The sequence below is a fragment of the Streptomyces sp. NPDC059718 genome, assembly GCF_042733315.1.
Lineage (GTDB): Bacteria > Actinomycetota > Actinomycetes > Streptomycetales > Streptomycetaceae > Actinacidiphila.
This window is the reverse complement of the sequence record NZ_JBHWGA010000045.1, coordinates 53,304-75,386: the sequence shown is the minus strand read 5'-3', so window position 1 is coordinate 75,386 and position 22,083 is coordinate 53,304. Positions and strand designations below refer to the sequence as shown.

Annotated in this window: 19 protein-coding genes and 1 pseudogene; 8 read left to right on the top strand and 12 right to left on the bottom strand. The window is 72.3% G+C overall.

The features are described from left to right. Nucleotides 1–162: 162 nt before the first annotated feature. The 5 genes from ACFV3E_RS36230 to ACFV3E_RS36210 form a co-directional block, all read right to left on the bottom strand. Complete coding sequence (locus ACFV3E_RS36230; protein WP_500539142.1) at nt 163–1,899, bottom strand: HAD-IA family hydrolase; 1,737 nt, start codon at nt 1,897–1,899, stop codon at nt 163–165. Nucleotides 1,900–1,993: 94 nt separating this feature from the next. After that, nucleotides 1,994–3,085: an ABC transporter ATP-binding protein gene (locus tag ACFV3E_RS36225; protein WP_500539138.1), complete on the bottom strand. Its 1,092-nt coding sequence runs from the start codon at nt 3,083–3,085 to the stop codon at nt 1,994–1,996. Between the two features lie 7 nt (nt 3,086–3,092). Next, nucleotides 3,093–3,929 carry an ABC transporter permease gene (locus ACFV3E_RS36220; protein ID WP_500539136.1) on the bottom strand — a complete coding sequence of 279 codons (837 nt, stop codon included), beginning with the start codon at nt 3,927–3,929 and terminating at the stop codon, nt 3,093–3,095. Next, complete coding sequence (locus tag ACFV3E_RS36215) at nt 3,917–4,825, bottom strand: ABC transporter permease (RefSeq protein WP_500539134.1); 909 nt, start codon at nt 4,823–4,825, stop codon at nt 3,917–3,919. Before ACFV3E_RS36215 ends, ACFV3E_RS36220 begins: the two co-directional genes overlap by 13 nt. Then, on the bottom strand, nt 4,822–5,982 hold the full coding sequence (locus ACFV3E_RS36210) for an ABC transporter substrate-binding protein (RefSeq protein WP_500539132.1): 1,161 nt from the start codon (nt 5,980–5,982) through the stop codon (nt 4,822–4,824). The genes ACFV3E_RS36215 and ACFV3E_RS36210 overlap by 4 nt, the downstream gene beginning before the upstream one ends. 277 nt (nt 5,983–6,259) lie before the next feature. On the opposite strand from ACFV3E_RS36210, the gene ACFV3E_RS36205 reads away from it, so the two are divergent. Beyond that, complete coding sequence (locus ACFV3E_RS36205; RefSeq protein ID WP_499514398.1) at nt 6,260–7,027, top strand: GntR family transcriptional regulator; 768 nt, start codon at nt 6,260–6,262, stop codon at nt 7,025–7,027. Here ACFV3E_RS36205 and ACFV3E_RS36200 read toward each other — a convergent pair. Continuing rightward, nucleotides 7,002–8,390, bottom strand: coding sequence for a sensor histidine kinase (locus tag ACFV3E_RS36200; protein WP_500365767.1), 1,389 nt, complete (start codon nt 8,388–8,390; stop codon nt 7,002–7,004). The genes ACFV3E_RS36205 and ACFV3E_RS36200 overlap by 26 nt on opposite strands. Nucleotides 8,391–8,404: 14 nt before the next feature. After that, on the bottom strand, nt 8,405–9,115 hold the full coding sequence (locus ACFV3E_RS36195) for a response regulator transcription factor (protein WP_500539130.1): 711 nt from the start codon (nt 9,113–9,115) through the stop codon (nt 8,405–8,407). 290 nt (nt 9,116–9,405) lie between these two features. Between ACFV3E_RS36195 and ACFV3E_RS36190 the strand changes: the two genes are divergently transcribed. The 5 genes from ACFV3E_RS36190 to ACFV3E_RS36170 all read left to right on the top strand — a co-directional run bounded on the left by ACFV3E_RS36190 (nt 9,406) and on the right by ACFV3E_RS36170 (nt 14,507). After that, on the top strand, nt 9,406–10,182 hold the full coding sequence (locus ACFV3E_RS36190) for an amino acid ABC transporter ATP-binding protein (protein ID WP_500539128.1): 777 nt from the start codon (nt 9,406–9,408) through the stop codon (nt 10,180–10,182). A gap of 39 nt (nt 10,183–10,221) precedes the next feature. Beyond that, on the top strand, nt 10,222–11,142 hold the full coding sequence (locus tag ACFV3E_RS36185; protein WP_500539126.1) for a glutamate ABC transporter substrate-binding protein: 921 nt from the start codon (nt 10,222–10,224) through the stop codon (nt 11,140–11,142). 111 nt (nt 11,143–11,253) lie between these two features. Further along, on the top strand, nt 11,254–11,901 hold the full coding sequence (locus ACFV3E_RS36180; RefSeq protein WP_500539124.1) for an amino acid ABC transporter permease: 648 nt from the start codon (nt 11,254–11,256) through the stop codon (nt 11,899–11,901). Continuing rightward, nucleotides 11,898–12,746, top strand: coding sequence for an amino acid ABC transporter permease (locus tag ACFV3E_RS36175; protein WP_500539122.1), 849 nt, complete (start codon nt 11,898–11,900; stop codon nt 12,744–12,746). The genes ACFV3E_RS36180 and ACFV3E_RS36175 overlap by 4 nt, the downstream gene beginning before the upstream one ends. Before the next feature lie 105 nt (nt 12,747–12,851). Next, entirely contained in the window at nt 12,852–14,507 is a 1,656-nt protein-coding gene (locus tag ACFV3E_RS36170; protein WP_500539120.1) for an FAD-dependent monooxygenase, read from the top strand. A gap of 132 nt (nt 14,508–14,639) precedes the next feature. On the opposite strand, the gene rny is transcribed toward ACFV3E_RS36170, so the two are convergent. The 5 genes and pseudogenes from rny to ACFV3E_RS36145 all read right to left on the bottom strand — a co-directional run bounded on the left by rny (nt 14,640) and on the right by ACFV3E_RS36145 (nt 19,696). Next, the gene (rny, locus tag ACFV3E_RS36165) at nt 14,640–16,127 is read right to left on the bottom strand and encodes a ribonuclease Y (RefSeq protein ID WP_500539118.1); all 1,488 of its coding nucleotides are present in this window, start codon (nt 16,125–16,127) and stop codon (nt 14,640–14,642) included. A gap of 93 nt (nt 16,128–16,220) precedes the next feature. Continuing rightward, nucleotides 16,221–16,874: pseudogene (recX, locus tag ACFV3E_RS36160) on the bottom strand (recombination regulator RecX); the annotation flags it as partial. Next, nucleotides 16,820–17,965 (bottom strand): recombinase RecA, encoded by a 1,146-nt coding sequence (recA, locus tag ACFV3E_RS36155; RefSeq protein ID WP_500539116.1) that lies wholly within the window; start codon nt 17,963–17,965, stop codon nt 16,820–16,822. The pseudogene recX and the gene recA, both read right to left, overlap by 55 nt. A gap of 237 nt (nt 17,966–18,202) precedes the next feature. Continuing rightward, entirely contained in the window at nt 18,203–19,366 is a 1,164-nt protein-coding gene (locus ACFV3E_RS36150) for an AI-2E family transporter (RefSeq protein ID WP_500539114.1), read from the bottom strand. Nucleotides 19,367–19,501: 135 nt separating this feature from the next. Beyond that, entirely contained in the window at nt 19,502–19,696 is a 195-nt protein-coding gene (locus ACFV3E_RS36145; protein WP_499514387.1) for a DUF3046 domain-containing protein, read from the bottom strand. 339 nt (nt 19,697–20,035) lie between these two features. Here ACFV3E_RS36145 and ACFV3E_RS36140 point away from each other — a divergent pair, with 339 nt between their 5' ends. Beyond that, nucleotides 20,036–20,617, top strand: coding sequence for a TMEM165/GDT1 family protein (locus ACFV3E_RS36140; protein WP_500539112.1), 582 nt, complete (start codon nt 20,036–20,038; stop codon nt 20,615–20,617). A gap of 194 nt (nt 20,618–20,811) precedes the next feature. Further along, nucleotides 20,812–22,032, top strand: coding sequence for a PP2C family protein-serine/threonine phosphatase (locus ACFV3E_RS36135; protein WP_500539110.1), 1,221 nt, complete (start codon nt 20,812–20,814; stop codon nt 22,030–22,032). Nucleotides 22,033–22,083: the final 51 nt, after the last annotated feature.

The window sequence follows — 22,083 nt, the reverse complement described above, 5'->3', positions numbered from 1 at the left end:
ACTTCGTGACGTTCCCGTCCGGCACCTGGGTCCCGGAGTCCCGGCACACGGTCCGCGCCTTCCAGATCGTCGACCAGTGACACCAGCCCGCGGGGAGCCGGGAAAGGCCGGGGCCCGGGGGGGGGGGCCGGCCCGCGGGGGGGCCCCCCGGGCCCCGCCCGTTCAGGACAGGGCGAACGTGGTGACCACGGCGGCGTGGTCGGAGGGCCAGGCGTTGCCCGCCACGTCCGGCTCGGGGCGGGGCTCCCCGGTGACCAGGGTGGTGGAGTCCAGCACCCGCAGGCCCCGCCCGGCGTACAGGACGTAGTCGATCCGGTCCTGCGGCTCGGGTTCGGGGGTGACGGGTGACCAGGTGGTGCCGGGCTCGCGCACGGGGTCCGGGTGGGCCTCGCGGTAGGAGTCGCGCAGTCCGGCGGCCTCGGCGGCGAGGGTGACCGGCCAGGGCACGGGTCCGTACCCGCCGTGCAGGGGCGCCGCCTCGGCGGTCCAGTCCAGGTGGGAGGGGACGTTGAAGTCGCCGACGAGGACGACCGGGGTGGTGTCGCGGGCGGCGAGGTCGTCGGCCATGTCGTGCAGGATGTCCCGGATCTGGTCCAGGCGTCCCGAGGCCGCCTCGTGCTCGACGAGCACCTCGACCGGCTGCCGGTCGTGGAGGGCGTCGTAGGGGCCGTACGGGGTGTAGTTCAGGTGCGCGCTCCACAGCGTGACGTCGTGGCCCTCGTCGAGCCGGACGGTGGCGCCGAGGCCGCCGTAGAACGGGCTCGCGGGCAGGCCGTGACGGGAGACGATGGGGTAGCGGCTGATGACGCCGAGGTTGTCGCCCGCCTGGTGGTGGTCCCAGCCCAGCGCCTCGGCCAATTCCTTGGCGGAGTGCGTCCGCGTCTCCTGCAGGCCGACGACGTCCACGTCGGCTTCCAGCAGCACGCGCAGCTGCTTGTCCCGGTGGTCGTCGACGCGGGTGCCTCCGAGCCACAGGTTCCAGCTCATGACGCGCAGCTCGCGCACGGCGGGTTCGCCCGCCGCGACGACCGGCACACGCACGGTGACGGTGTCAGAGCGCCCGTCGGCGTCCGTGGCGGTGACGGCGACCTCCGCGTCGCCGGGTGCGTCGGGGGTGCCGGTGACGGTGCCGTCGGCGGAGACGCGCGCCCAGTCGGGGCCCGCGGTCCCGGCGTACGTGACGGGGGCGCCGCGCAGGAGCCCGGCGACGGTGGCGCGGAACGGCTCGCCGACGCGGGCGCGGCGGCTGGTGAAGGCGGGCACGAGGAAGGACGGGGGCCGCGCGACCAGGGCCCGCAGCACGGAGACGTCGGCCCGTTCCAGGCTGCCGAGCACCGCGCGTCCGGCGCCGGGGGCGATGGGCGCCAGGGAGGGCACGGCCAGCACGCGGCAGCCGGCGGCCTCGGCGGAGGCGACACCGGTCGGGGTGTCCTCGACGGCCACGCACGCGCCGGGGTCCACGCCGAGGGCGTGGGCGGCGGCGAGGTAGGGGTCGGGGGCGGGCTTGGTGCGGGGGGTGTCGTCGGCGGTCAGGGATACCGCGAAGCGCTCGCGGCCCAGCACCGCCAGCACGATGTCCACGACCTCGCGCGGGGACGCCGAGACCAGGGCGATGGGGATCTCGTGCCGGGCGAGTTCGTCCAGCAGCTCCAGCGCGCCGGGGCGGGGCACCGTGCGGGCGCGGACCCTCTCGGCGAACTCCCGGTGCAGGAGGGCGGCCAGTGCGTCGGCGCCGGCCGCCGTCCCCGTCGTGGTCACCAGGTGGGCGGCGGTGTGCTCGACGGCGCGGCCGAGGACCTCGGTCACGTCCGCGTCGCCGAGCACGTGTCCCAGCCCGGCGGCCACCTCGGCGACCGCCTCCCACCACAGCTGCTCGGTGTCGACGAGCGTGCCGTCCATGTCGAACAGGACGGCCTGGAGCGGGTGGTGCGGTGGGTGGGTCACGGGGCTCTCTTTCCTCGGGGGTGTGGGGGGATGGGAGGTGCGATCGGGGTCAGGCGGTGCGCGCGGTGACCAGGACGGGCCGGTCGGGCAGGGAGACGGTGACGGTCGCCCCCGGCGGGAGGGCGGCGGCGTCGGAGCCGGCCACGTCGGCCTTGACGGAGGTGCCGTCGGGAAGTTGCACGGTCACCCGGGTGACGGCGCCGAGGAAGGCGGTCGCCATGACGCGCGCGTCGCCGGTGGGGTCGGCGGTCAGGCGCACCCCCTCGGGACGGACGAGGACGTCCACTTCGGTGCCCGCGGGCACGTCGCCCTGGGCGGGGAGCCGCCGGCCGAGGACCTCGACGGTGCCGCCGTCGGTCAGCCGGCCCGGCAGGCGGCTGTTGGTGCCCACGAACTCGGCGACGAAGGCGGTGGCGGGGCGGTCGTACAGCTCGGCGGGGGCGGCGCACTGCTCCATCCGCCCGGCGTTCATGACGGCGACGCGGTCCGCCATGGACAGCGCCTCCTCCTGGTCGTGCGTCACGAACAGCGTGGTGATGCCGAGTTCGAGCTGGAGGCGGCGGATCTCCTCGCGCAGGTTGGTGCGCACCTTGGCGTCCAGCGCGCTCAGCGGCTCGTCCAGGAGCAGGACGCGCGGTCGCAGCGCCAGGGCGCGGGCGAGGGCCACGCGCTGCTGCTGGCCGCCGGAGAGCTGGTGCGGGTAGCGGTCCCCGTGGTCCGGCAGGCCGACGAGTTCCAGCAGTTCCGCGGCACGGGCGCGCCGTTCGGCGGCGCCGACCTTGCGCATGCGCAGCCCGAAGGCGACGTTGTCGGCGGCGCTCAGGTGCGGGAAGAGGCTGTAGGACTGGAAGACCATGCCCGCGTCGCGGCGGTGCGCGGGGATCTTGGTGATGTCCTTGCCGTCGACCAGCACCTGACCGGAGTCGGGGTGCTCGAAGCCGGCGAGCATCCGCAGCGCGGTGGTCTTCCCGCAGCCGGACGGGCCGAGCAGGGCGAGGAGTTCTCCGGGCCGGACGGTCAGGTCCAGTCCGTCGAGGGCGACGGTGGGCCCGAAGGCGCGGCGCAGCGCCCGGAACTCGACGGTGGCGCCGCCGGGCACGGTCGGCGCGGCGTCGGCCGGGGCGGGGACGGTGTCGGTCATGTCTCGGTCACTTCCGGGAGGCGGTACGTGAGGTCGGGCGGCGTCCGCCGACGGCGGCCAGGACGAGCAGCAGCACCCAGGTGACCAGCAGGCTGAGCACCGAGACGGCCACGGACAGCTGGGCCTGCGAGCCGCTGACCGTGACGATCCACACCGCGAAGGGCTGGAAGCCCAGCAGCTGGGCGACGGTGAACTCGCCGAGCACCAGGGCGAGGGTGAGGAAGGAGGCGTTGAGCAGCGCCCCGCGCAGGTTGGGCAGCACGACCCGGACCAGCGCGCGCGGCCAGTCGGCGCCGCAGGAGCGGGCCGCCTCGACCAGGGTGCGGACGTCCACCGCCCGCAGTCCGGCGTCCAGGGCCCGGTACACGAAGGGCAGCGCCATCACGACGTACGTGAGCACCAGGACGACCGGGAAGGACGGGTTCTGGATGGCCACGAAGGTCTGGAAGAGCGGCGTGGTGGCCAGGTGCTCGGGGCCCCAGCGCAGCACGTTGCTCACCCCGGCGACCAGCGCGATCGGCGGCACGACCAGCGGCAGCGAGCAGACGACCTCGACCACCGGGCGCAGCCGGGGCGCGGACAGCCGCAACGCGACCATGGCCGGCACCATCAGCAGCAGGACGACGGCGATGGTGGCGGCCGCGAGCTCCAGGGAGAGCAGCAGGCTGGAGGTGAAGCCCTCGGCGCCCAGGATCTGGCCGTACGCGTCGAAGGTGATGCCCTGGCCGGGGACGTCCACGGTGAAGACCACCGAGGCGGCCAGCGGCACCAGGAAGTAGAGGCCGGCACCGGCGAGGACGATGCCGCGCCAGGGCCGGATCCGGGTGCTCGTCAGACCAGCCATCGCGCGCTCCGTCGTTGCAGGGGCAGGTAGACCGCCATGACCAGGCCGGCGACGACGACCATGTCCAGGCTGAGGGCGAGGGCGACGTTCTCCTGCCCGACCAGGACGTTGCCGGAGATGGCGTCGGCGATCTGCAGGGTGATCAGCGGCACGGAGCTGCCGACCATCGCCGCGGCGGTGGCGTAGGCGGCGAAGGCGCTGCCGAAGAGCAGGACCAGGCCGCCGAGGAGCGAGGGGGCCAGCACCGGCAGGGCGACGTGCCGCCAGTACTGCCCGTTGGTGGCGCCGTTGTTCTGGGCCGCCTCGCGCCACTGGACGCGCAGCCCCTCCAGCGCCGGGGTCACGGTGAGCACCATGAGCGGGATGAGGAAGTAGAGGTAGACGATGACCAGGCCCCAGAAGCTGTAGAGGCTCCAGCCGTGGTCGGCGAGACCCAGGTGGCGGGTGAGGACGCCGGCGTTGCCCAGGGTCGCCACGAAGGCGAAGGCCAGCGGCACTCCGCCGAAGTTGGCGAGCACGCCGGAGGCGGTCAGCACGGCTTCACGCAGCGCGCGGAAGCGCGAGGTCACCACCGCCTGGGCGAGCAGCAGCCCGAACACCGCGCCGATGGCGGCGGAGAGCCCGCACAGCTTCACGCTGCCCCACAGGGCGGTCAGGTAGGCGCCCTGCAGGGAAGCGGTCAGGTTGGCCGTGGTGTACGAGGTGGCCCCGGTCGCGGGGTCCTTGACGGTGAAGGCGCCGTTGAGCATGGCGACCGCGGGGGCCCCGAAACCGATCGCCACGAAGACGAGCAGCGGGACCACCGCGAGCCAGCCGGCCGAGCGCCGCCGCGCCGGGGCGGTGGCCCCGGCAGCGGCGGCGACGGGCGCCGCGGTGGCGGTCATCGGGTCGGTCATCCGGAGACGGCCTTGCCCCAGCCCTGGGCCAGCACTTCCTTGGCCTTGTTCTGCTGGGCGTCGGTCGGGAAGGACGGGGTGCCGCTGACCGCGGGGAGCTTGGCGGCGGCGGTCTTGTCGAGGGTGCCGGCCGTGTCCATGGCGGGCATCAGGACGGGGCGGGCGAAGCCGGCGAGCCACAGGTTCTGGCCCTCGGCGCTGTACAGGTACTCCTGCCACAGGCGGGCGGCCGCCGGGTGCGGGGCGTCCTTGTTGATCGCCTGCGCGTAGTACTGGGCGTACTCGCCGTCGCTCGGGACGGCGACCTTCCAGTCCACGCCCTTGCTGGCGAACTCCTCGGCGTAGCCGGCGTTGAGGTAGTCCCAGTCGATGCTGATCGGGGTCTCACCCTTCTCGACCGTGGCCGGGGTGGACTCGACGGGGTTGTAGTTGCCGTTCTTCTTCAGCTTGCCGAAGAAGTCGATGCCGGGCTGGATGTCGTCGAAGGAGCCGCCGTTGGCCAGCGCCGCCGCGTACACGCCGCCGAAGGCCGAGCCCGACTTGGTCGGGTTGCCGTTCATCGCGACCTGGCCCTTGTACTCGGGCTTGAGCAGGTCGGCGAAGGTGGTCGGGCAGTTCTTGACGCGCTTGGCGTCGCAGCCGATGGAGACGTAGCCGCCGTAGTCGTTGTACCAGCGGGCCTGGGCGTCCTTCTGGGCGGCCGGGATGTCGTCGTAGGAGGCGACCTTGTAGGGGGCGAACAGGCCCTGCTGCGCGCCGCTGATCGCGAAGGACGCGCCGAGGTCGAGGACGTCGGGGGCGCGGTCCTGGCCCTTGCGGGAAGTGACGGCGTTGATCTCGTCCTGGCTGGCGGCGTCCGGGGTCTCGTTCTGGATCTTGATGCCGTACTTCTTGGTGAAGCCGTCGATCAGCGCGCCGTAGTTCGCCCAGTCGCGGGGCAGGGCGATCGCGTTGAGCGTGCCCTCCTTCTTGGCGGCGGCGACCAGGGCGTCCATGCCGCCGAACTCCTCGGCGGAGGTCGCGGTGGCCGCGCTCTTGCCGTTCTTGCCGTCGGCGGCGGTCTGGGTGGTGGGGGCCGAGCCGCAGGCGCTGAGCGCCAGCGCGGTCACGGCGAGGCCGGCGGCGAGTGCGGCCGCCTTCGGGAGGGACGCGGGCACGGAAGTCTCCTGGAGGGGAAGTCGGGTCCTGAGGGCCAGGGAGGTCGGGGCGGTTCAACTTGTCCGAACAAGTTGGCCTTCAGTAGGCCGTGCGTCAATGGCCTTTCCGTAAACGGCGGGAAAACCTCGGCAAGCCTGCAGTGGGCAGTCGTCCCTTTCCGGCCAAGGAGCCCGCGAGCGGCCCCGGGAGCCGTGAACCCCTGCGCGCGATCGGCGCCCGGCTCGTCTACGCTGAGCGATGTTGTGCGCAGACGGTGAATGAACGGAAGGGGGCGCGGTGGCGGCGCGGCACGAGGAGATCGCCGAGGAGCTCCGGCGGGCCATCGACGACGAGGAGTACACGGTCGGTGCCCTGCTCCCGCCGGAGACCGAACTGGCCGCCCGGTACGGCGTCTCCCGTGGCACGGTGCGCCAGGCCGTGGCCGCGCTGACCGCGGAGGGGCTGATCGGCTCCCGTCAGGGCGCCCGCCGCGTCGTGCTGGCCAGCCGGCGCAGCCAGAGCTTCGCGGAGCTGCGCAGCTTCGCCCAGTGGGCGCGGGCCATGGGCCGCGCCGCCTCGGGCACCGTGGTCCGCACCGAGACCCGGCCGGCCACCGCGGAGGACGCCACGCGCCTGCACCTGCGCACGGGCGCCGACGTGCTGTACGTGCTGCGGGTGCGCGGACTGGACGGTGAGCACGTCCTGGTGGAGCGCACGGTCTACGCCGACTGGATCGCCCCCGCGGTGCTGCGCATAGAGCCGGACTGCGAGTCGGTCACCCAGCGGCTGTACGACGACACGGGCCTGGTCTTCGCCTACGGGGAGCATCTGATCGACGCTGTCGCGGCCGGCACCCGGGACAGTGAACTGCTGGGCGTGCGGCGCGGCAGCCCGCTGCTGCGGGTGCGCCGGGTCACCACCACGCAGAAGGGCCGCCCGGTGGAGTGGTCGGACGACCGCTACCGCTCGGACGCCGTCAACTTCAGCATCCACAACTCGATCGGCTCCAACCCGCTGGCCCGCCAGGCCGGCCCCGGGCTCAGGGAGCCGTACGCGGCACCGTGAGGGTCACCACCAGTCCGTGCGGCTCGTTCGGCGCGTACGCGATGCTGCCGCCGCCCTGCGTCAGCAGCACCCGCGCGATGGACAGGCCGAGGCCCGAGCCGTCGACGTTCTGGTGACGCGGGCTGCGCCAGAAACGGTCGCCGATGCGGGCGAGTTCGTCCTCGGTGAGACCCGGGCCGCCGTCGGCGACGGTCACGTCGATCGCGCCGGGGCGGCCGCGCAGTTCGGTGGTGACCCGCACGCGTTCACCGTCCGGGGTGAACTTCACGGCGTTGTCGATCACGGCGTCGAGGGCGCTGGACAGCGCCACCGGGTCGGCCCAGCCGGTCACCGCGGCGGCGCCCCCGTAGGAGAGCTCCACGCCGTCGCGCTCGGCGACCGGCCGCCACGCCTCGACGCGTTCCGCGGCGAGGGCGGCGATGTCGGTGAGGGCGAGGTTGGCCTCCGCGTGCTCGGCGGTGGCGAGGCCCAGCAGGTCGTCCAGGACCGAGGCGAGGCGCTTGCCCTCCTCCCGGACCGAGGCGATCTCCTCGTGCCCGTCGGGCAGTTCCAGGCCCAGCAGCTCGATCCGCAGCAGCAGTGCGGACAGCGGGTTGCGCAACTGGTGGGAGGCGTCGGCGACGAAGGCCCGCTGCTGGTCGAGGACCTCCTCGACGTTGTCGGCCATCTCGTTGAACGAGCGTGCCAGGCGCCGCAGTTCCGGCGGCCCCCCGGACACCGCCACGCGGGACTTCATCCGGCCGGTGGCGATGTCGTGGGTGACCCGGTCCAGCACCCGGACCGGGCGCAGCACCCAGCCGGTGAGCCGGAAGGCGGCCATGACGGCCACGATCATGGCGGCCAGCTCACCGGCAGCGAGCAGCAGCCAGCCGCGCAGGATGCGCGAGCGCATCGCGCCGGTCGGCGAGTCGGTGAGCACGACCGCGACGACGTCGCCGTCCCGGACGACCGGGGAGGCGACCGACAGGGAGCGGTGCTGCCAGGGCCAGATCTGCTTGGGGTCGTGGCTGCGCCGCCCGGCCAGGGCCTCGCTGTACGCGGTGAAGGCCTCACCGCCGGTGGGCAGCGTCCAGCCCTTCGGGGCCGAGGCGATCGGCTCGCCGTCGCGGTCGAAGACGCCGGCCCGGATCCCGTACACGTAGTGGTACTGCAGCAGCTCCGCCCGCAGCGTCTTCACCCGTTCGCCGCTGCCGTCGGTGCTGACGTACTGGGCGAGCGCGGCGAAGCGCGCGGTGTCGTCGATGCGGTCGACGACGACGCGCTGCTGCTGGGCGGCGGCCAGGCTGGCGGCGAGCGGGAAGCCGAGGGCCAGCAGCACACCGGCCATCAGCACGATGAGCAGCGGCAGCAGCCGGGTGCGCACGGAGGAACGGCCTCCTAGCCGGAGGGCACGACGAGGCGGTAGCCGACCCCGCGCACGGTCTCGATCAGGGAGGGCAGGCGCAGCTTGGACCGCAGGGACGCCACATGCACCTCGAGGGTGCGCCCGGTCCCCTCCCAACTCGTCCGCCACACCTCGCTGATGATCTGTTCACGGCGGAAGACCACGCCGGGCCGCTGCGCGAGCATCGCGAGCAGGTCGAACTCCTTGCGGGTGAGCGCGACCGGCTCGTCGCCGACGGTGACCTTGCGGGTCTCCAGCTCCACGCGGACCGGGCCGAGCCCGATGACACCGCCCGCGGCCTCCGCGCCCTCCGTCTCGGGCCCGGCGGGCGCCTCCTGCGCCTTGCGGCGGCACACGGCGTGGATGCGGGCGAGCAGCTCACCGGTGTCGTACGGCTTCACCACGTAGTCGTCGGCGCCGAGGTTGAGGCCGTGGATGCGGGACCGCACGTCGGCACGCGCGGTCACCATGATCACGGGGATGGCGGTGCGCAGCCGGATGCGGCTGCACACCTCGAAGCCGTCCTGGTCGGGCAGGCCGAGGTCGAGCAGGACCACGTCGAAGCCGGGCCCGTGGTCGGGCAGCAGCGCGTGCAGCGCCTCCTCGCCGCTTCGGGCGTGGGTGACCTGCAGCCCGTGCTTGGCCAGCACGGCCGACAGCGCGGCGGCGACCCGGTGGTCGTCCTCCACGAGCAGCAGTCTCATCCGTTCACCTCCCGCGGTCCGGCCCTTCACGCCCCCGCAATCATGCTCTACCACCGAATACACGCCGATGGGCCACGTGCGCGTCAAGCGCAGCCCGGCCCTGCGGGGCGACTGTTACGGAGCCGGTACGCTGCACAACCGGCCGGGCTCACCCACAGTGCCGGATTTGTGCCAGCCAGTGACCGGATCGTGATGCTCAAGTTCCCCTCAGATGTGCTGACTCGGTTTGCCAAGCGTCAATAGGGTGATCGCCAAGGTCTGGTCAACCGACGAGGATGGAGCACACGCCGATGACCGAAGTGCCGGTGACCGAGGACGCCGTTACGGCGCCCGACGACCTGGTCGTACTGAAGGACGTGAACAAGCACTTCGGCGCGCTGCACGTGCTCCAGGACATCAACCTCAGCATCGGCCGCGGCGAGGTCGTGGTCGTCATCGGCCCCTCGGGGTCGGGCAAGTCGACGCTGTGCCGGGCCGTCAACCGCCTGGAGACGATCGATTCGGGCGCGATCACGATCGACGGGAAGCCGCTGCCCCAGGAGGGCAGGGAGCTGGCCCGGCTGCGCGCCGACGTGGGCATGGTCTTCCAGTCGTTCAACCTCTTCGCGCACAAGACGGTCCTGGAGAACGTCACGCTCGGCCAGGTCAAGGTGCGCAGGACCGGCAAGAGGGCCGCCGAGGAGCGGGCCCGCGCGCTGCTGGACCGGGTGGGCGTGGGCAGCCAGGCGGACAAGTACCCGGCACAGCTCTCCGGGGGCCAGCAGCAGCGCGTGGCGATCGCCCGGGCGCTGGCGATGGAACCGAAGGTCATGCTCTTCGACGAGCCGACCTCGGCGCTCGACCCGGAGATGATCAACGAGGTGCTGGAGGTCATGCAGCAGCTCGCACGCGACGGGATGACGATGGTAGTCGTCACCCATGAGATGGGCTTCGCCCGGTCCGCCGCCAACCGCGTGGTCTTCATGGCGGACGGGCGGATCGTCGAGCAGGCGACGCCCGACCAGTTCTTCAGCAATCCCCGGAGCGACCGGGCCAAGGACTTCCTTTCGAAGATCCTTCACCACTGAGAGCGACACCGACGGTTCGCCGACCTAAGGATGATCACGATGAGCTTCCGTACCACTGCCGCCGCCGCTCTGGCCGTCCTGGCGCTGACCGCCACCGCGACCGCGTGCGGCAAGGAGGGCTCGCCCTCCTCCTCCAGCACCCCTGACAAGGGCTCCAGCAGCGCGGCCGCCGCCGAACTGCCCACCTACACCGTCAAGACCGGTGTGGACCTGGCCGGCTCCAAGACCTGGGACCGGATCAAGAAGAACGGCAAGCTCGTCATCGGCGTCAAGGCCGACCAGCCGAACCTGGGCTACCAGGACCCCGGCAGCAAGAAGTACTCCGGCTTCGACATCGAGATCGCCAAGATGATCGCCGCCGACCTCGGCTTCGACGAGAGCAAGATCGAGTACAAGACGATCCAGTCGGCCAACCGCGAGACCGCCCTCTCCGGCGGCCAGGTCGACTACTACGTCGGCACGTACACCATCAACGACGAGCGCAAGAAGTCCGTCTCCTTCGCCGGCCCGTACTTCGTCGCGGGCCAGGACCTCCTGGTCAAGAAGGGCAGCGGCATCAAGAGCACGGACGACCTCAAGGGCAAGAAGGTCTGCTCGGCGACCGGCTCCACCTCCATCCAGCGCATCAAGGACGGCAACTACGGTGCCGAGCCCGTCGAGTACGACTCCTACTCGCTGTGCGTGCAGAACCTCGCCTCCGGCCAGGTCGACGCGGTGACCACCGACGACGCCATCCTCAAGGGCTACGCGGCCCAGGACCCGGCCAACCTCGAGGTCGTCGGCAAGCCGTTCTCCGAGGAGCCCTACGGCGTCGGCCTGCTCAAGGACGACACCGTCCTGCAGAAGGCCATCACCAACGCGCTGAAGAACCACGAGGACAACGGCGACTGGAAGAAGGCCTACGACGCCACGCTCGGCAAGTCCGGCGTGAGCGCCGAGATCCCGCAGCTCCAGTCCTGAAACGGGCGGGACCCGGCCTGACCCGGGTCCCGTCCCCCCTCCCCGGCACAGCCCGAGCCTGATGCGCCGGCGGCCAGGAGCGGCCGTCGGCGCACCCCTTTCGGAGAATCGATGAACGTACTGCTGGACAACTTCGCGCTCTTCCGCGAGGGGTTCCTCGGCACGGTCGAGCTGACCGCGATCAGCGGGGCGATCGCCCTGGTGCTCGGGGTGATCATGGCCGCCTTCCGGGTGTCCCCGGTGCCGCCCCTGCGCGCCTTCGGCACGGTCTGGGTGACGCTGCTGCGCAACACCCCGCTGACCCTGCTCTTCTTCATCGCGGCGCTGGTGCTGCCCCGGCTGGGACTGAACACCTGGAGCTTCTTCCGGCTCGCCGTGCTCGCCCTGAGCTGCTACACCTCGGCGTTCATCTGCGAGGCCGTGCGCTCGGGCATCAACACCGTCCCGCTCGGGCAGGCCGAGGCCGCCCGGAGCCTGGGGATGACCTTCACCCAGACCCTGCGGCTGATCATCCTGCCGCAGGCCACCCGGACCGTGCTGCCGCCCATCGGCAGCCTGCTGATCGCGCTCACCAAGAACTCCGCGATCGCCGGTGGGTTCAGCGTCTTCGAGCTGTTCAGCGTGCAGAAGACGCTCGGTGAGAAGGGCTACAACATCTTCGCGATCTTCATCTGGGTGGCGATCGCCTACCTGATCATCACCCTCTTCATCAGCGCGGTCTTCCGACTGCTCGAGAACCGGCTGGCGGTGGCCCGATGAGCGCGAACGTCCTCTTCGACGCGCCCGGTCCCCGGGCCAGGATCCGCAACCGGGTCGTCGGCGCGGCCGCCGCCCTGGCGATCCTCGTGCTGCTGTGGTTCGTCTACCGGCGGCTCGACGAGTCGGGGCAGTTCGCCTCGTACCTCTGGGAGCCCTTCCAGTACACCGACATCCAGCAGCGCATCGTCGACGGTCTGCTCGCCACGCTGAAGGCCTTCGCCCTGGCCGCGGTCTTCTCGCTGGTGCTGGGCGCGGCGCTCGCGGCGGGCCGGCTGTCGGACCACGCCCCGGTGCGGTGGGTGGCGACGGTCGTCGTGGAGTTCTTCCGCGCGATGCCGCTGCTGATCATGATCTTCGCGCTGTACGTGGGCGTCTTCACCTCGGCCCCGCTGTGGGCGCTGGTGATCGGCCTGACCCTCTACAACGGCTCGGTGCAGGCCGAGATCTTCCGGGCCGGCATCAACGCCGTGCCGAAGGGCCAGCGCGAGGCCGCGTACGCCATCGGCCTGCGCAAGACGCAGGTCATGGTCTTCGTGCTGATCCCGCAGGCGGTCCGGGCGATGCTGCCCTCGATCATCAGCCAGCTGGTGGTCACCTTGAAGGACACCTCGCTCGGCTACATCATCACGTACGAGGAGCTGCTCTACACCGGCAACCTCATCGCGAAGAACAGCGCGGGCTTCCCCTTCATCCCGATGATCATCATCGTGGCGCCGATCTACATCCTGATGTGCCTGGCGCTCAGCGCGCTGGCCAACTGGATCGAGCGTCGCGGCCGCCGCAGCCGCAAGGGCGCGCCGCCGAAGGCGGGCGCCATCAAGGCGGTGGAGGCCGCCGCGGAGTGACGGCGCGCCAGGCGCGCCACCGCGCGGCAGGTGTGGTCACTTGACGCACGCACGCGCAGTAGGTTGCATACGCAATGTGACTGCACAACTTCCCGGGACCGCGCAGTGGACCCGGTGATCATCGCGGGGGCGGGTCCGGTCGGGCTCGCCCTCGCGCTCTGCCTGGCCCGGCACGACGTGCCGAGCATCGTGCTGGACGAGCACGACCACGCGCCCTCGCTCCCCGCGGAACGCACGGCCGTCCTCAGTCCCGAGACCGCCGGGCTGCTGGTGCGGCTCGGCCACCGCCGGCTCTACGAGTCCGGCGCCACCTGGGAGGCGTGGCGGACGCTGCGCCGACGGCAGGAGACCGTCCGGGTGGAGTTCGGCGACCGCGCCTCCGGCGGGCAGGGGCCCTCCCCGCTGCACATCGGGCAGGAACGCCTGGAGCACGGGTTGCGCGGGGCCCTCGCCGAGCAGGCGCTGGTGCGGATCGTCCCGGGGGCGCGCGTCGACTCCGTCGAGCAGGACGACCGCGGTGTCAGCGTCCGCACCAAGGGTGCCAACGCCACCTGGTGGCGCGGGAGTTACCTGATCGGGTGCGACGGCCCGCGGTCCACCGTGCGCAAGCTGCTGGGCGTGCGCTTCCCCGGCCGCACGGCCGTCGACCGGCACGCCGTCGCCGCCCTGCGGGTCGCGCTGCCCGACGAGGGCGTGGCTCTGCTGCACCGCGAGCCGCCGGGGCCTGGCGCGGGACCGGAGGTGACGGCCCGTCCGCTGCCGGACGGCGTGTGGCGGCTGGACTGGCTGCTGCCCGCGCGCGGTGAGCCGCTCACCTCCGACGAGCTCGTCTCGCGGATCCGCGGCACCCTGACGGCCTGGTGCGGAAGCGTTCCGTCGTACGAGCTGCTGGGCTCCGCCGAGTACCCGGTGCACCAGCGGCTGGCCCGGCGCTGGCGCGCCGGACGCGTCTTCCTGGCCGGCGACGCGGCGCACCTCATGGGCGCGCTGGGCGCGCAGGGCCTGGAGGAGGGCCTGCGCGACGCCGACAACCTCGCCTGGAAGCTCTCCCTGGCCTGGCACCACGGCGCCTCGGACACCCTGCTCGACAGCTACCAGGCCGAGCGGCGCGGCGCGGTGGGCGCCCGGCTGCGGGCCACCGACCAGGTGCTGCCGCTGCTGCGGGCCAGCGGTGTCTGGCACACGGTGCGACGCTCCGTGCTGTCCGGCTCCGCCCGGCGGTACGCCGAACTGCTCACCGACGGCCACCTCGGCCGGGGCCCGCTCGGCGCGCCGCCGGTCTACGCCCGCTCACCGCTCGCGCTGCCCGCTCCCCGCGGGGCGGGCGCCGCGGCCTCGGCCTCCTCGGCGGCCGCGCCGTCGCCGCTTCTGGGGTCCTGTGCCACTCCCCCGGGCGGTGCGGTCGTCGACGTCCCGGTCACGGCGCTCGACGGCTCCGGGGCGCGCCTGTACGAGCGCCTCGGGCGTGACCTGCTGGTCGTCCTCGTCGCGCCGGGCACCGGTGTGTGGGAGAGCCGGCACTGGCTCACCGCGGGCCTGATGCCCCGGCTGGCCAAGGCGGTTGCGGCCCTGCCCACCCGGGCGGAGCTGCTCGTCACGGAGGCGTACCCGGGGTCGACGGCGCACAGCGTGCTGCTGATCCGCCCGGACGGCCACCTGGTGACCGTGATGACCGGCTGCCGCCCGACCGAGCTGTACGCCTACGCCGACCTCGCCCGCGGCGGCCCCCCGAGCCCCGTCCAGGACCGCGTCCCCCACTGACGGGGCGGGGGGAGGGGCGGGGCGCGGGCCCGGGGAGCCCGGTCCCGGCTCCGTCCGCTGGACCTCCGGCGGAGCCGGGGCGAGCCGCCGGGGCGAGCCGCCGGGCCGGTCCGTTCGTCCCGGCCGGTCCGCTCAGCGGGCGAACTCCGTGGCGCGGGACTCACGGACGACGGTGATGCGGATCTGGCCGGGGTAGGTGAGTTCCTCCTCGATCTGCTTGGCCACGTCACGGGCGATGACCTGCGCCTGGATGTCGTCCACGTCCTCCGGGCGCACCATGACCCGGACCTCGCGTCCGGCCTGCATGGCGAAGACCTTGGCCACCCCCGTGTGCGCGGCGGCGATCTGCTCCAGTCGCTTGAGACGGCGGACGTAGCTCTCCAGGGACTCGCGCCGTGCGCCGGGACGGCCTCCGGAGATGCCGTCGGCGGCCTGGGTGAGGACGGCCTCGACGGTGCGGGGGTCGACCTCGTTGTGGTGGGCCTCGATGGAGTGGACGACGTCCTCGGACTCGCCGTGCCGCCGCGCCAGGTCCGCGCCGATGAGGGCGTGGCTGCCCTCGACCTCGTGGGTGAGGGCCTTGCCGATGTCGTGCAGCAGCGTGCCGCGTTTCGTCACGGCCGGGTCGATGCCGAGTTCGGCGGCCATCATGCCCGCGATGTGCGCGGACTCCAGGAGGTGGCCGAGCACGTTCTGGCCGTAGGAGGTGCGGTAGCGCAGCCGCCCGAGCAGCGTGACCAGTTCGGGGTGCATGTCGGTGATGCCGATCTCGGTGAGCGCGTCCTCGCCGTGGCGCACGCAGAGCTGCTCGACCTCGGCCTGCTTGCGCTCGTAGACCTCCTCGATGCGGTGCGGGTGGATGCGGCCGTCGGTGACGAGCGCGTCGAGGGCGAGCCGGGCGACCTCGCGGCGCACCGGGTCGAAGCAGGACAGCAGCACCGCCTCGGGTGTGTCGTCGATGATGAGGTTGACCCCGGTGACGGCCTCGAAGGCACGGATGTTGCGGCCCTCGCGGCCGATGATCCGGCCCTTCATCTCGTCGCCCGGCAGTTGGAGCACCGAGACCACGGACTCGGCGGTCTGCTCGGTGGCCACGCGCTGGATGGCCCCGGCCACGATCCGCCGGGCGCGTTCCTCGCCGCGGTCGCGGGCCGCCCGCTCGATGTCGCGGGCGATCACCGCCGCCTCACGCTTGGCCTGTTGCTCGGCAGAGCGCACGAGGTCGGCGCGGGCCTCGGCCGCGGTGTAGGCGGCGACGCGCTCCAGGACGTCGCGCCGCTCCTCCTCCAGCCGGTTGAGCTCGGCGCGGCGGCGCTCCAGCTCCTCGCGCTCCTCGGCCAGTTCACGGCGACGCCGGTGCAGTTGCTCCGACTCGGCGTCGATGCGGGCCTCCCGGTCGGCGAGCCGCTGCTCACGCCGCTCCAAGTCGGCCCGGATCTCACGGACTTCCTCCTTGGCGGTGGCCCGGATCTCTCGGGCCTCACGCTCGGCCGCCGCCCTGAGCTGTTCGCGTCCCGCGCGGAGCCGTTGGAGCAGCACCCCCGCGGTGACCGCGACGGCCACGGTGACGGCCACGGCCACGGCCGTGAACACGGATTCGGTCCCCAGCGCGATGCCCATGGCACCAACTCCCGTATCTCTGAGGACGCGATCCCTCACCGGTTGTGAGGCTAAGTCGACTCAGAGGCACGGTCAAGGAACCTCAACGGAGGTTCAGTCGGGCAGGTACTGCTCCAGCGACTCCGGGTCCTCGCCCTCCTCCTCCAGAGCACGGCGGACCACCCTCAGGGCGAGCCCTTCCGCGTACCCCTTGCGGGCGAGCATCCCGGCGAGCCGGCGGATCCGCTTCTCCTTCTCCAGGCCTCGGGTGGCCCGGAGCTTGCGGTCGACGAGGGCGCGGGCGGTCTCCTCCTCCTGCCCCGCGTCGAGCCGCCCCACGGCCTGGCCGATCGCCTCGGCGTCCACCCCCCGGGTGCGCAGCTCCTGGGCCAGGGCACGCCGGGCGAGGCCCCGGCCGCGGTGCCGGGACTCCACCCAGGCGTTGGCGAACGCCTGGTCGTCGATGAGCCCGACGTCCTCGAACCGCTCCAGCACGTGCTCCGCCGCGTCCTCCGGGATCTCCCGGCGGCGCATGGCGTCGGCGAGCTGCTTGCGGGTACGCGGCGTCCCGGTGAGCAGGCGCAGGCAGAGCGCCCGCGCCTGCTCCACGGGGTCGAGCGGGCGTTCTTGCTCCGCCCTGGGCCCCTCCTGCCCTACGGCGGGCGAGGAGCGAGAGAAGGAGCCGCCACGATCCTTGTGCCCGGATACCACCGTCAGGCCTTGGCGGCCGCGGCCTTGGTCGCCTTGACGGCCTTGGGCGCCGGGACCGTCGCGCCGGCGTCCGCCTTGGCCGGGTCGGCCACAGCGGCGGGAGCGGCGGGAGCGGCCGCGTCCTCACCGGGCTGCTCGTCCGAGGCCTCGGGCCGGACGCCGATGCCGAGCTTCTCCTTGATCTTCTTCTCGATCTCGTCGGCGAGGTCGGGGTTGTCGCGCAGGAAGTTGCGCGCGTTCTCCTTGCCCTGGCCGAGCTGGTCGCCCTCGTAGGTGTACCAGGCACCGGACTTGCGGATGAAGCCGTGGTCCACACCCATGTCGATCAGACCGCCCTCGCGGCTGATGCCCTGGCCGTAGAGGATGTCGAACTCGGCCTGCTTGAAGGGCGGTGCGACCTTGTTCTTGACGACCTTGACGCGGGTGCGGTTGCCGACCGCGTCCGTGCCGTCCTTGAGGGTCTCGATACGGCGGATGTCCAGCCGCACGGAGGCGTAGAACTTCAGCGCGCGGCCACCGGTCGTGGTCTCCGGCGAGCCGAACATCACACCGACCTTCTCGCGGAGCTGGTTGATGAAGATCGCGGTGGTCTTGGACTGGTGGAGCGCGCCGGTGATCTTGCGCAGCGCCTGGCTCATCAGACGGGCCTGCAGGCCCACGTGCGAGTCACCCATCTCACCCTCGATCTCGGCCCGCGGCACGAGGGCCGCCACGGAGTCGATCACGATGAGGTCCAGCGCGCCGGAGCGGATCAGCATGTCGGTGATCTCGAGGGCCTGCTCGCCGTTGTCCGGCTGGGACAGCAGCAGGGAGTCCACGTCCACGCCGAGGCGCTTGGCGTAGTCGGGGTCGAGGGCGTGCTCGGCGTCCACGAAGGCGACCTTGCCGCCGGCCCGCTGGGCGTTGGCCACCGCGTGCAGGGTCAGGGTCGTCTTGCCGGAGGACTCCGGGCCGTAGACCTCCACCACGCGGCCGCGCGGGAGACCGCCGACGCCGAGGGCGACGTCCAGGGCGGTGGATCCCGTCGAGATGACCTCGATGGGCTCGTTCGGCCGGTCGCCGAGGCGCATGACGGCACCCTTGCCGAACTGCCGTTCAATCTGTGCGAGCGCGGCGTCGAGCGCCTTGTCGCGGTCGGTTCCTGCCATGGGTTCCACCCTGGGTGTCTGAGTCGTTCGCTTCACGTCCATGACGCTACTGCCTGCCACTGACAACGCGTCCCGACGCCGCCCCCGGCCTGTGGACAACCCAAGGGAGCCCGTGAAAACCCTTGGGAAACCAGGCCGGCACATCCATGAGAATGGATGTTCGATTTTCGTGTCAAGCGACTCCCGGACCCCGGTCGCCCCCGCCGTCCGCCCCGTTCCGGCCGTCCCGCCGGTCCCTCACGCCCCCGCGGGCCCCTCCGGTCCGTCGTCGCCCGGACCGGTGCCCTGCCCGTCGCCCGGACCGCTCCCCCGGCCGGTCCTGCGCGACCGCAACCGGAACAGCGGCCGCCGCTGCGGCCCGTGCGCCCGCGGGTCCGTGACGGCGTACCGCTTCACGTACGCCCCGAGGAAGCCCTGCAGCGTCGCCGTCGCCGGGATCGCCACCAGCGCCCCCACCGCCCCCAGCAGCGCCGTGCCGGCGATCACCGACCCGAAGGCCACCGCGGGATGGATGTCGACGGTGCGCGCGGTGATCCGCGGCTGCAGCACGTAGTTCTCGAACTGCTGGTAGACCACGACGAAGCCGAGCACCCACACCGCGTCCCACGGGTCCTGCGTGAACGCGATCAGCATCGGCAGCGCCCCCGCCAGGTACGTGCCGACCGTCGGCACGAACTGCGAGACCACGCCGACCCAGACCGCCAGCGCCGGCGCGTACGGCACCCCGATGGTCACGAACAGCACGTAGTGGGAGACGGCCGAGATCAGCGCCATCAGCGCCCGCGAGTACAGGTAGCCACCGGTCTTGGCCACCGCGATCTCCCAGGCCCGCAGCACCTCTGCCTGCCGGGCGGGCGGCAGCACCGAGCACACGGCACGGCGTATCCGGGGCCCGTCGGCGGCGAAGTAGAAGGTGAACAGGCTGATCGTCAGCACCTGGAAGACCCCGCCGAGGACCGTCGCCGACAGCCCCCACACGTTGCCCGCCTGCCGCTGCACGTAGGTGCGCAGCCAGTCGGAGTGCAGCACGTTCTCCTGCACCTTGCCGACGGACAGGTCGGTGCCGAAGGTCTGGTTGACCCACACGACCACGTCGTCGACGTACTCCGGCAGATTGCGCCCGATCGAGGTGATCTGGTCCACCAGCAGGGAGCCGAGCAGCACCACGAAGATCCCGCCCGCGGCGAGCACGACCAGGAACACCAGCCCGGTCGCCCACCCCCTGCGCATGCCGCGCGCGGCCATCCAGTCCACCGCCGGCTCGATCGCCAGGGCGCCGAAGAAGGCCAGCAGGATGTTCACCAGCAAACCGATGACCTGGTGGAACGCCCAGTTCGCCAGTTGGAAGGCGGCCAGCAGTGCGATCGCCAGCAGCATCGCCTTCGGCAGCCACCGCGGCATCGCGGAACCCCCCGTGCCCTCCCCGGCACCCGTTCCGTGTCCCGGGTCCCCGGGCTCCCCCGGCGACCGCGGACCCGCGGCCGCCCCGGCTATCGTCTCGTCGCTTCCCGCCACGACCCCAGTCCCACCCCGTGATCAGCGGCGCGAGGCCGGAACGTCGACGGCCGCGCAGACCGCCCGCCACACGTCCTTGGTCTCCCAGCCCTCGTCCAGTGCCTGGTGCACGGTCCGGCCGCCGAGCTCGGACATCACGTGGTCGCGCGCGAAGGAATCGGCGTACGTCTCGCCGAAGTGCGTGCGCATCCGTTCCCAGAACACCGTCAGCTTCATGCGGCCAGTATCCCGCGCCGCCGACCGAACGGGTGGGCGTCGCACAAGGGCGCACACGTCCGCCGCCGGGCCGGCGGGGCCGATCCGTGCGTTGGGTACACTGGACTGCAGCGAAGGGGAGTAGTCCCGCAATACCGGCTGGTCGACACACTGGACGTCCTGGACGTCCCGGCCACCGGGCCGCCGCACCAGGTGCGGGGGTGGACGAGACCTTCGGCCAAGGCAAGACGTGGTCCGCACCGCCGTGCGGGCCGCTCCGTCGTGCCGGGCCGTTGGCGCTTCCCGTCGCCCCCTGGGTGCCGTCGAGTCCGCGGTCCGGTCCCAGCAGAAAGCACCGGAATGACCTTCGACCCCCTGGCGCTCGTCACCGCCTTCGGGCTGATCTTCCTCGCCGAGCTCCCGGACAAGACGATGTTCGCCTCACTGGCGATGGGCACGCGCATGCGCCCGCTGTACGTCTGGTTCGGCACCTCGACCGCCTTCATCGTGCACGTGGCCATCGCGGTGGGCGCCGGCAGCCTGATCGGCATGCTGCCGAACATGGCCGTGAAGCTGGTCTCCGCCGCCCTGTTCGCCTTCGGCGCCGTGATGCTGCTGCGGAGCGGGGGCGACGACGACCACGACGAGGCCGGCAGGACCGTGACCGGTTTCTGGCCGGTGTACTCCACCGCCTTCATGGCCGTCTTCATCGGCGAGTGGGGCGACCTCACGCAGATCACCACCGCCAACCTCGCCGCCACCAACGGCTGGCTGCCGACGGCCGTCGGCTCGGCCGCGGCCTTGATGTCGGTTTCCGCCCTGGCCCTGGTGGTGGGCCGGTTCATCGCCAAGAAGGTGCCGCTGAAGACCGTCCAGCGCATCGGCGGCGCCTGCATGGCGGGCCTGGCCGTCTGGACCCTGGTCGAGGCGTTCACGGGCTGACCGGCCCCCGGCCTCCGGGGAGGGCGCACCACCGCCTCCCTTCCTCGCACCGTCCGCTTTTCCCGAATGCCGCCATTAAGTGGTGCGATGACCGGAGATGTTTACCGGGCGTACATTCGGTGTATGCGAGCGCCAGCGGTGGAGGACGACCTTCGCGCCGCGGCCCCCGGCCCCGTCAGGGACCCGGAGCCGCGATGAAGGGCAGTCTCACGCACCGCCTGCGGCGGCTGCCCGGGCAGCGGGCGGCCGCGCCGGGCTCAGGGCCCGGCCCCTCCTGGGTGACGCAGATGACCCAGGGCCACGGGCCACTGGCGCTGGCCGTGTTCATGATCGGCGCGATCGTCGTCACCGGTTTCATACTGCCGCCCACCGAGCACCTGGCCTCGCTGATGGTGGTGGTCCCCGCCACCACGGCCGTGCTGGCGGGGCCGGGGACGACGACCCTGAGCGCCGCCCTGTCCTGCGTCGCCGCCTTCGTGCTGGACGTCCACGACAACCTGCTGGGCACCTCCATCCCCGCCGTGCACCAGCTGGAGATCCTCCTCGTCTCGGCCTTCGTCATCGCCTCCCGCAGCATCCGGGACCGCAGCGTCCGGGAGCTGATGGAGGTGCGGATCGTGTCCGACACCATCCAGCGCGTCCTGCTGCGCCCGCTGCCCCCGCGCATCGGGCCGTTGCTCGTACGGGCGACGTACCACGCCTCCCATCCGTACGCGCAGATCGGCGGGGACCTGTACGCGGTGGCCCGGAGCGCGGCGGGGGTCCGCTTCCTGATCGGGGACGTCAAGGGCAAGGGGCTGCCGGCGGTCGAGGACGCGGAGGCCCTGCTCGGGGCGTTCCGGGGGGCCGCCCGCAGGTTCGGCTCGCTCCCGGAGCTGGTGGCCGACCTGGAGCACGCGGTGCGCGGCCACTTCGAGGAGACCGGCCGCACCGACAGCGACGCCGTGGAACGGTTCATCACCGCGCTGGTCCTGGAGGTGCCCGACGACTGCGCCGAGATCCACATGGTCACCTGCGGACACCCCCCGCCCTACATGGCACAGCGATCCGACACCCTGCTGCTGTCCCCGGCCGTGCCCTCTCCCCCGCTCGGCCTGGGGAGCCTGAACGCCGAGGACTACGTCGTCGACACCTTCCCCTTCGGCCGTGAGGCGACGCTGCTGCTCTACACCGACGGCGCCATCGAGGCCCGCAACGACGACGGCCAGTTCTACGACCTGGGCGCCCATGTGGCCGACTGGCCGGGCTCCCGTCCGGAGGAACTGCTCCAGCACGTGCTCGACGGGCTCTCCCTGCACGTGGGCGGCGGCGCCATCAAGCTCGACGACGACATCGCCATGATCGCGGTGCAGTACGGCGACGGGTTCCCCTCGCCCTCCCCCGCCCCGTCCGACGAGCGGCTCCTCACCTCCTGACGCGGTCGCCGCCGCGGACCCTCCCCCGGGGGAAAACGCCAGGGTGCGGGG

Excerpts from the sequence above, each read along its gene's own strand:
- ACFV3E_RS36230 (WP_500539142.1), bottom strand. The coding sequence starts at position 1,899 with ATGGACGGCACGCTCGTCGACACCGAGCAGCTGTGGTGGGAGGCGGTC.
- ACFV3E_RS36225 (WP_500539138.1), bottom strand. The coding sequence starts at position 3,085 with ATGACCGACACCGTCCCCGCCCCGGCCGACGCCGCGCCGACCGTGCCC.
- ACFV3E_RS36220 (WP_500539136.1), bottom strand. The coding sequence starts at position 3,929 with ATGGCTGGTCTGACGAGCACCCGGATCCGGCCCTGGCGCGGCATCGTC.
- ACFV3E_RS36215 (WP_500539134.1), bottom strand. The coding sequence starts at position 4,825 with ATGACCGACCCGATGACCGCCACCGCGGCGCCCGTCGCCGCCGCTGCC.
- ACFV3E_RS36195 (WP_500539130.1), bottom strand. The coding sequence starts at position 9,115 with ATGAGACTGCTGCTCGTGGAGGACGACCACCGGGTCGCCGCCGCGCTG.
- ACFV3E_RS36190 (WP_500539128.1), top strand. The coding sequence starts at position 9,406 with ATGACCGAAGTGCCGGTGACCGAGGACGCCGTTACGGCGCCCGACGAC.
- ACFV3E_RS36185 (WP_500539126.1), top strand. The coding sequence starts at position 10,222 with ATGAGCTTCCGTACCACTGCCGCCGCCGCTCTGGCCGTCCTGGCGCTG.
- ACFV3E_RS36180 (WP_500539124.1), top strand. The coding sequence starts at position 11,254 with ATGAACGTACTGCTGGACAACTTCGCGCTCTTCCGCGAGGGGTTCCTC.
- ACFV3E_RS36175 (WP_500539122.1), top strand. The coding sequence starts at position 11,898 with ATGAGCGCGAACGTCCTCTTCGACGCGCCCGGTCCCCGGGCCAGGATC.
- rny (WP_500539118.1), bottom strand. The coding sequence starts at position 16,127 with ATGGGCATCGCGCTGGGGACCGAATCCGTGTTCACGGCCGTGGCCGTG.
- recA (WP_500539116.1), bottom strand. The coding sequence starts at position 17,965 with ATGGCAGGAACCGACCGCGACAAGGCGCTCGACGCCGCGCTCGCACAG.
- ACFV3E_RS36150 (WP_500539114.1), bottom strand. The coding sequence starts at position 19,366 with ATGCCGCGGTGGCTGCCGAAGGCGATGCTGCTGGCGATCGCACTGCTG.
- ACFV3E_RS36145 (WP_499514387.1), bottom strand. The coding sequence starts at position 19,696 with ATGAAGCTGACGGTGTTCTGGGAACGGATGCGCACGCACTTCGGCGAG.
- ACFV3E_RS36140 (WP_500539112.1), top strand. The coding sequence starts at position 20,036 with ATGACCTTCGACCCCCTGGCGCTCGTCACCGCCTTCGGGCTGATCTTC.
- ACFV3E_RS36135 (WP_500539110.1), top strand. The coding sequence starts at position 20,812 with ATGAAGGGCAGTCTCACGCACCGCCTGCGGCGGCTGCCCGGGCAGCGG.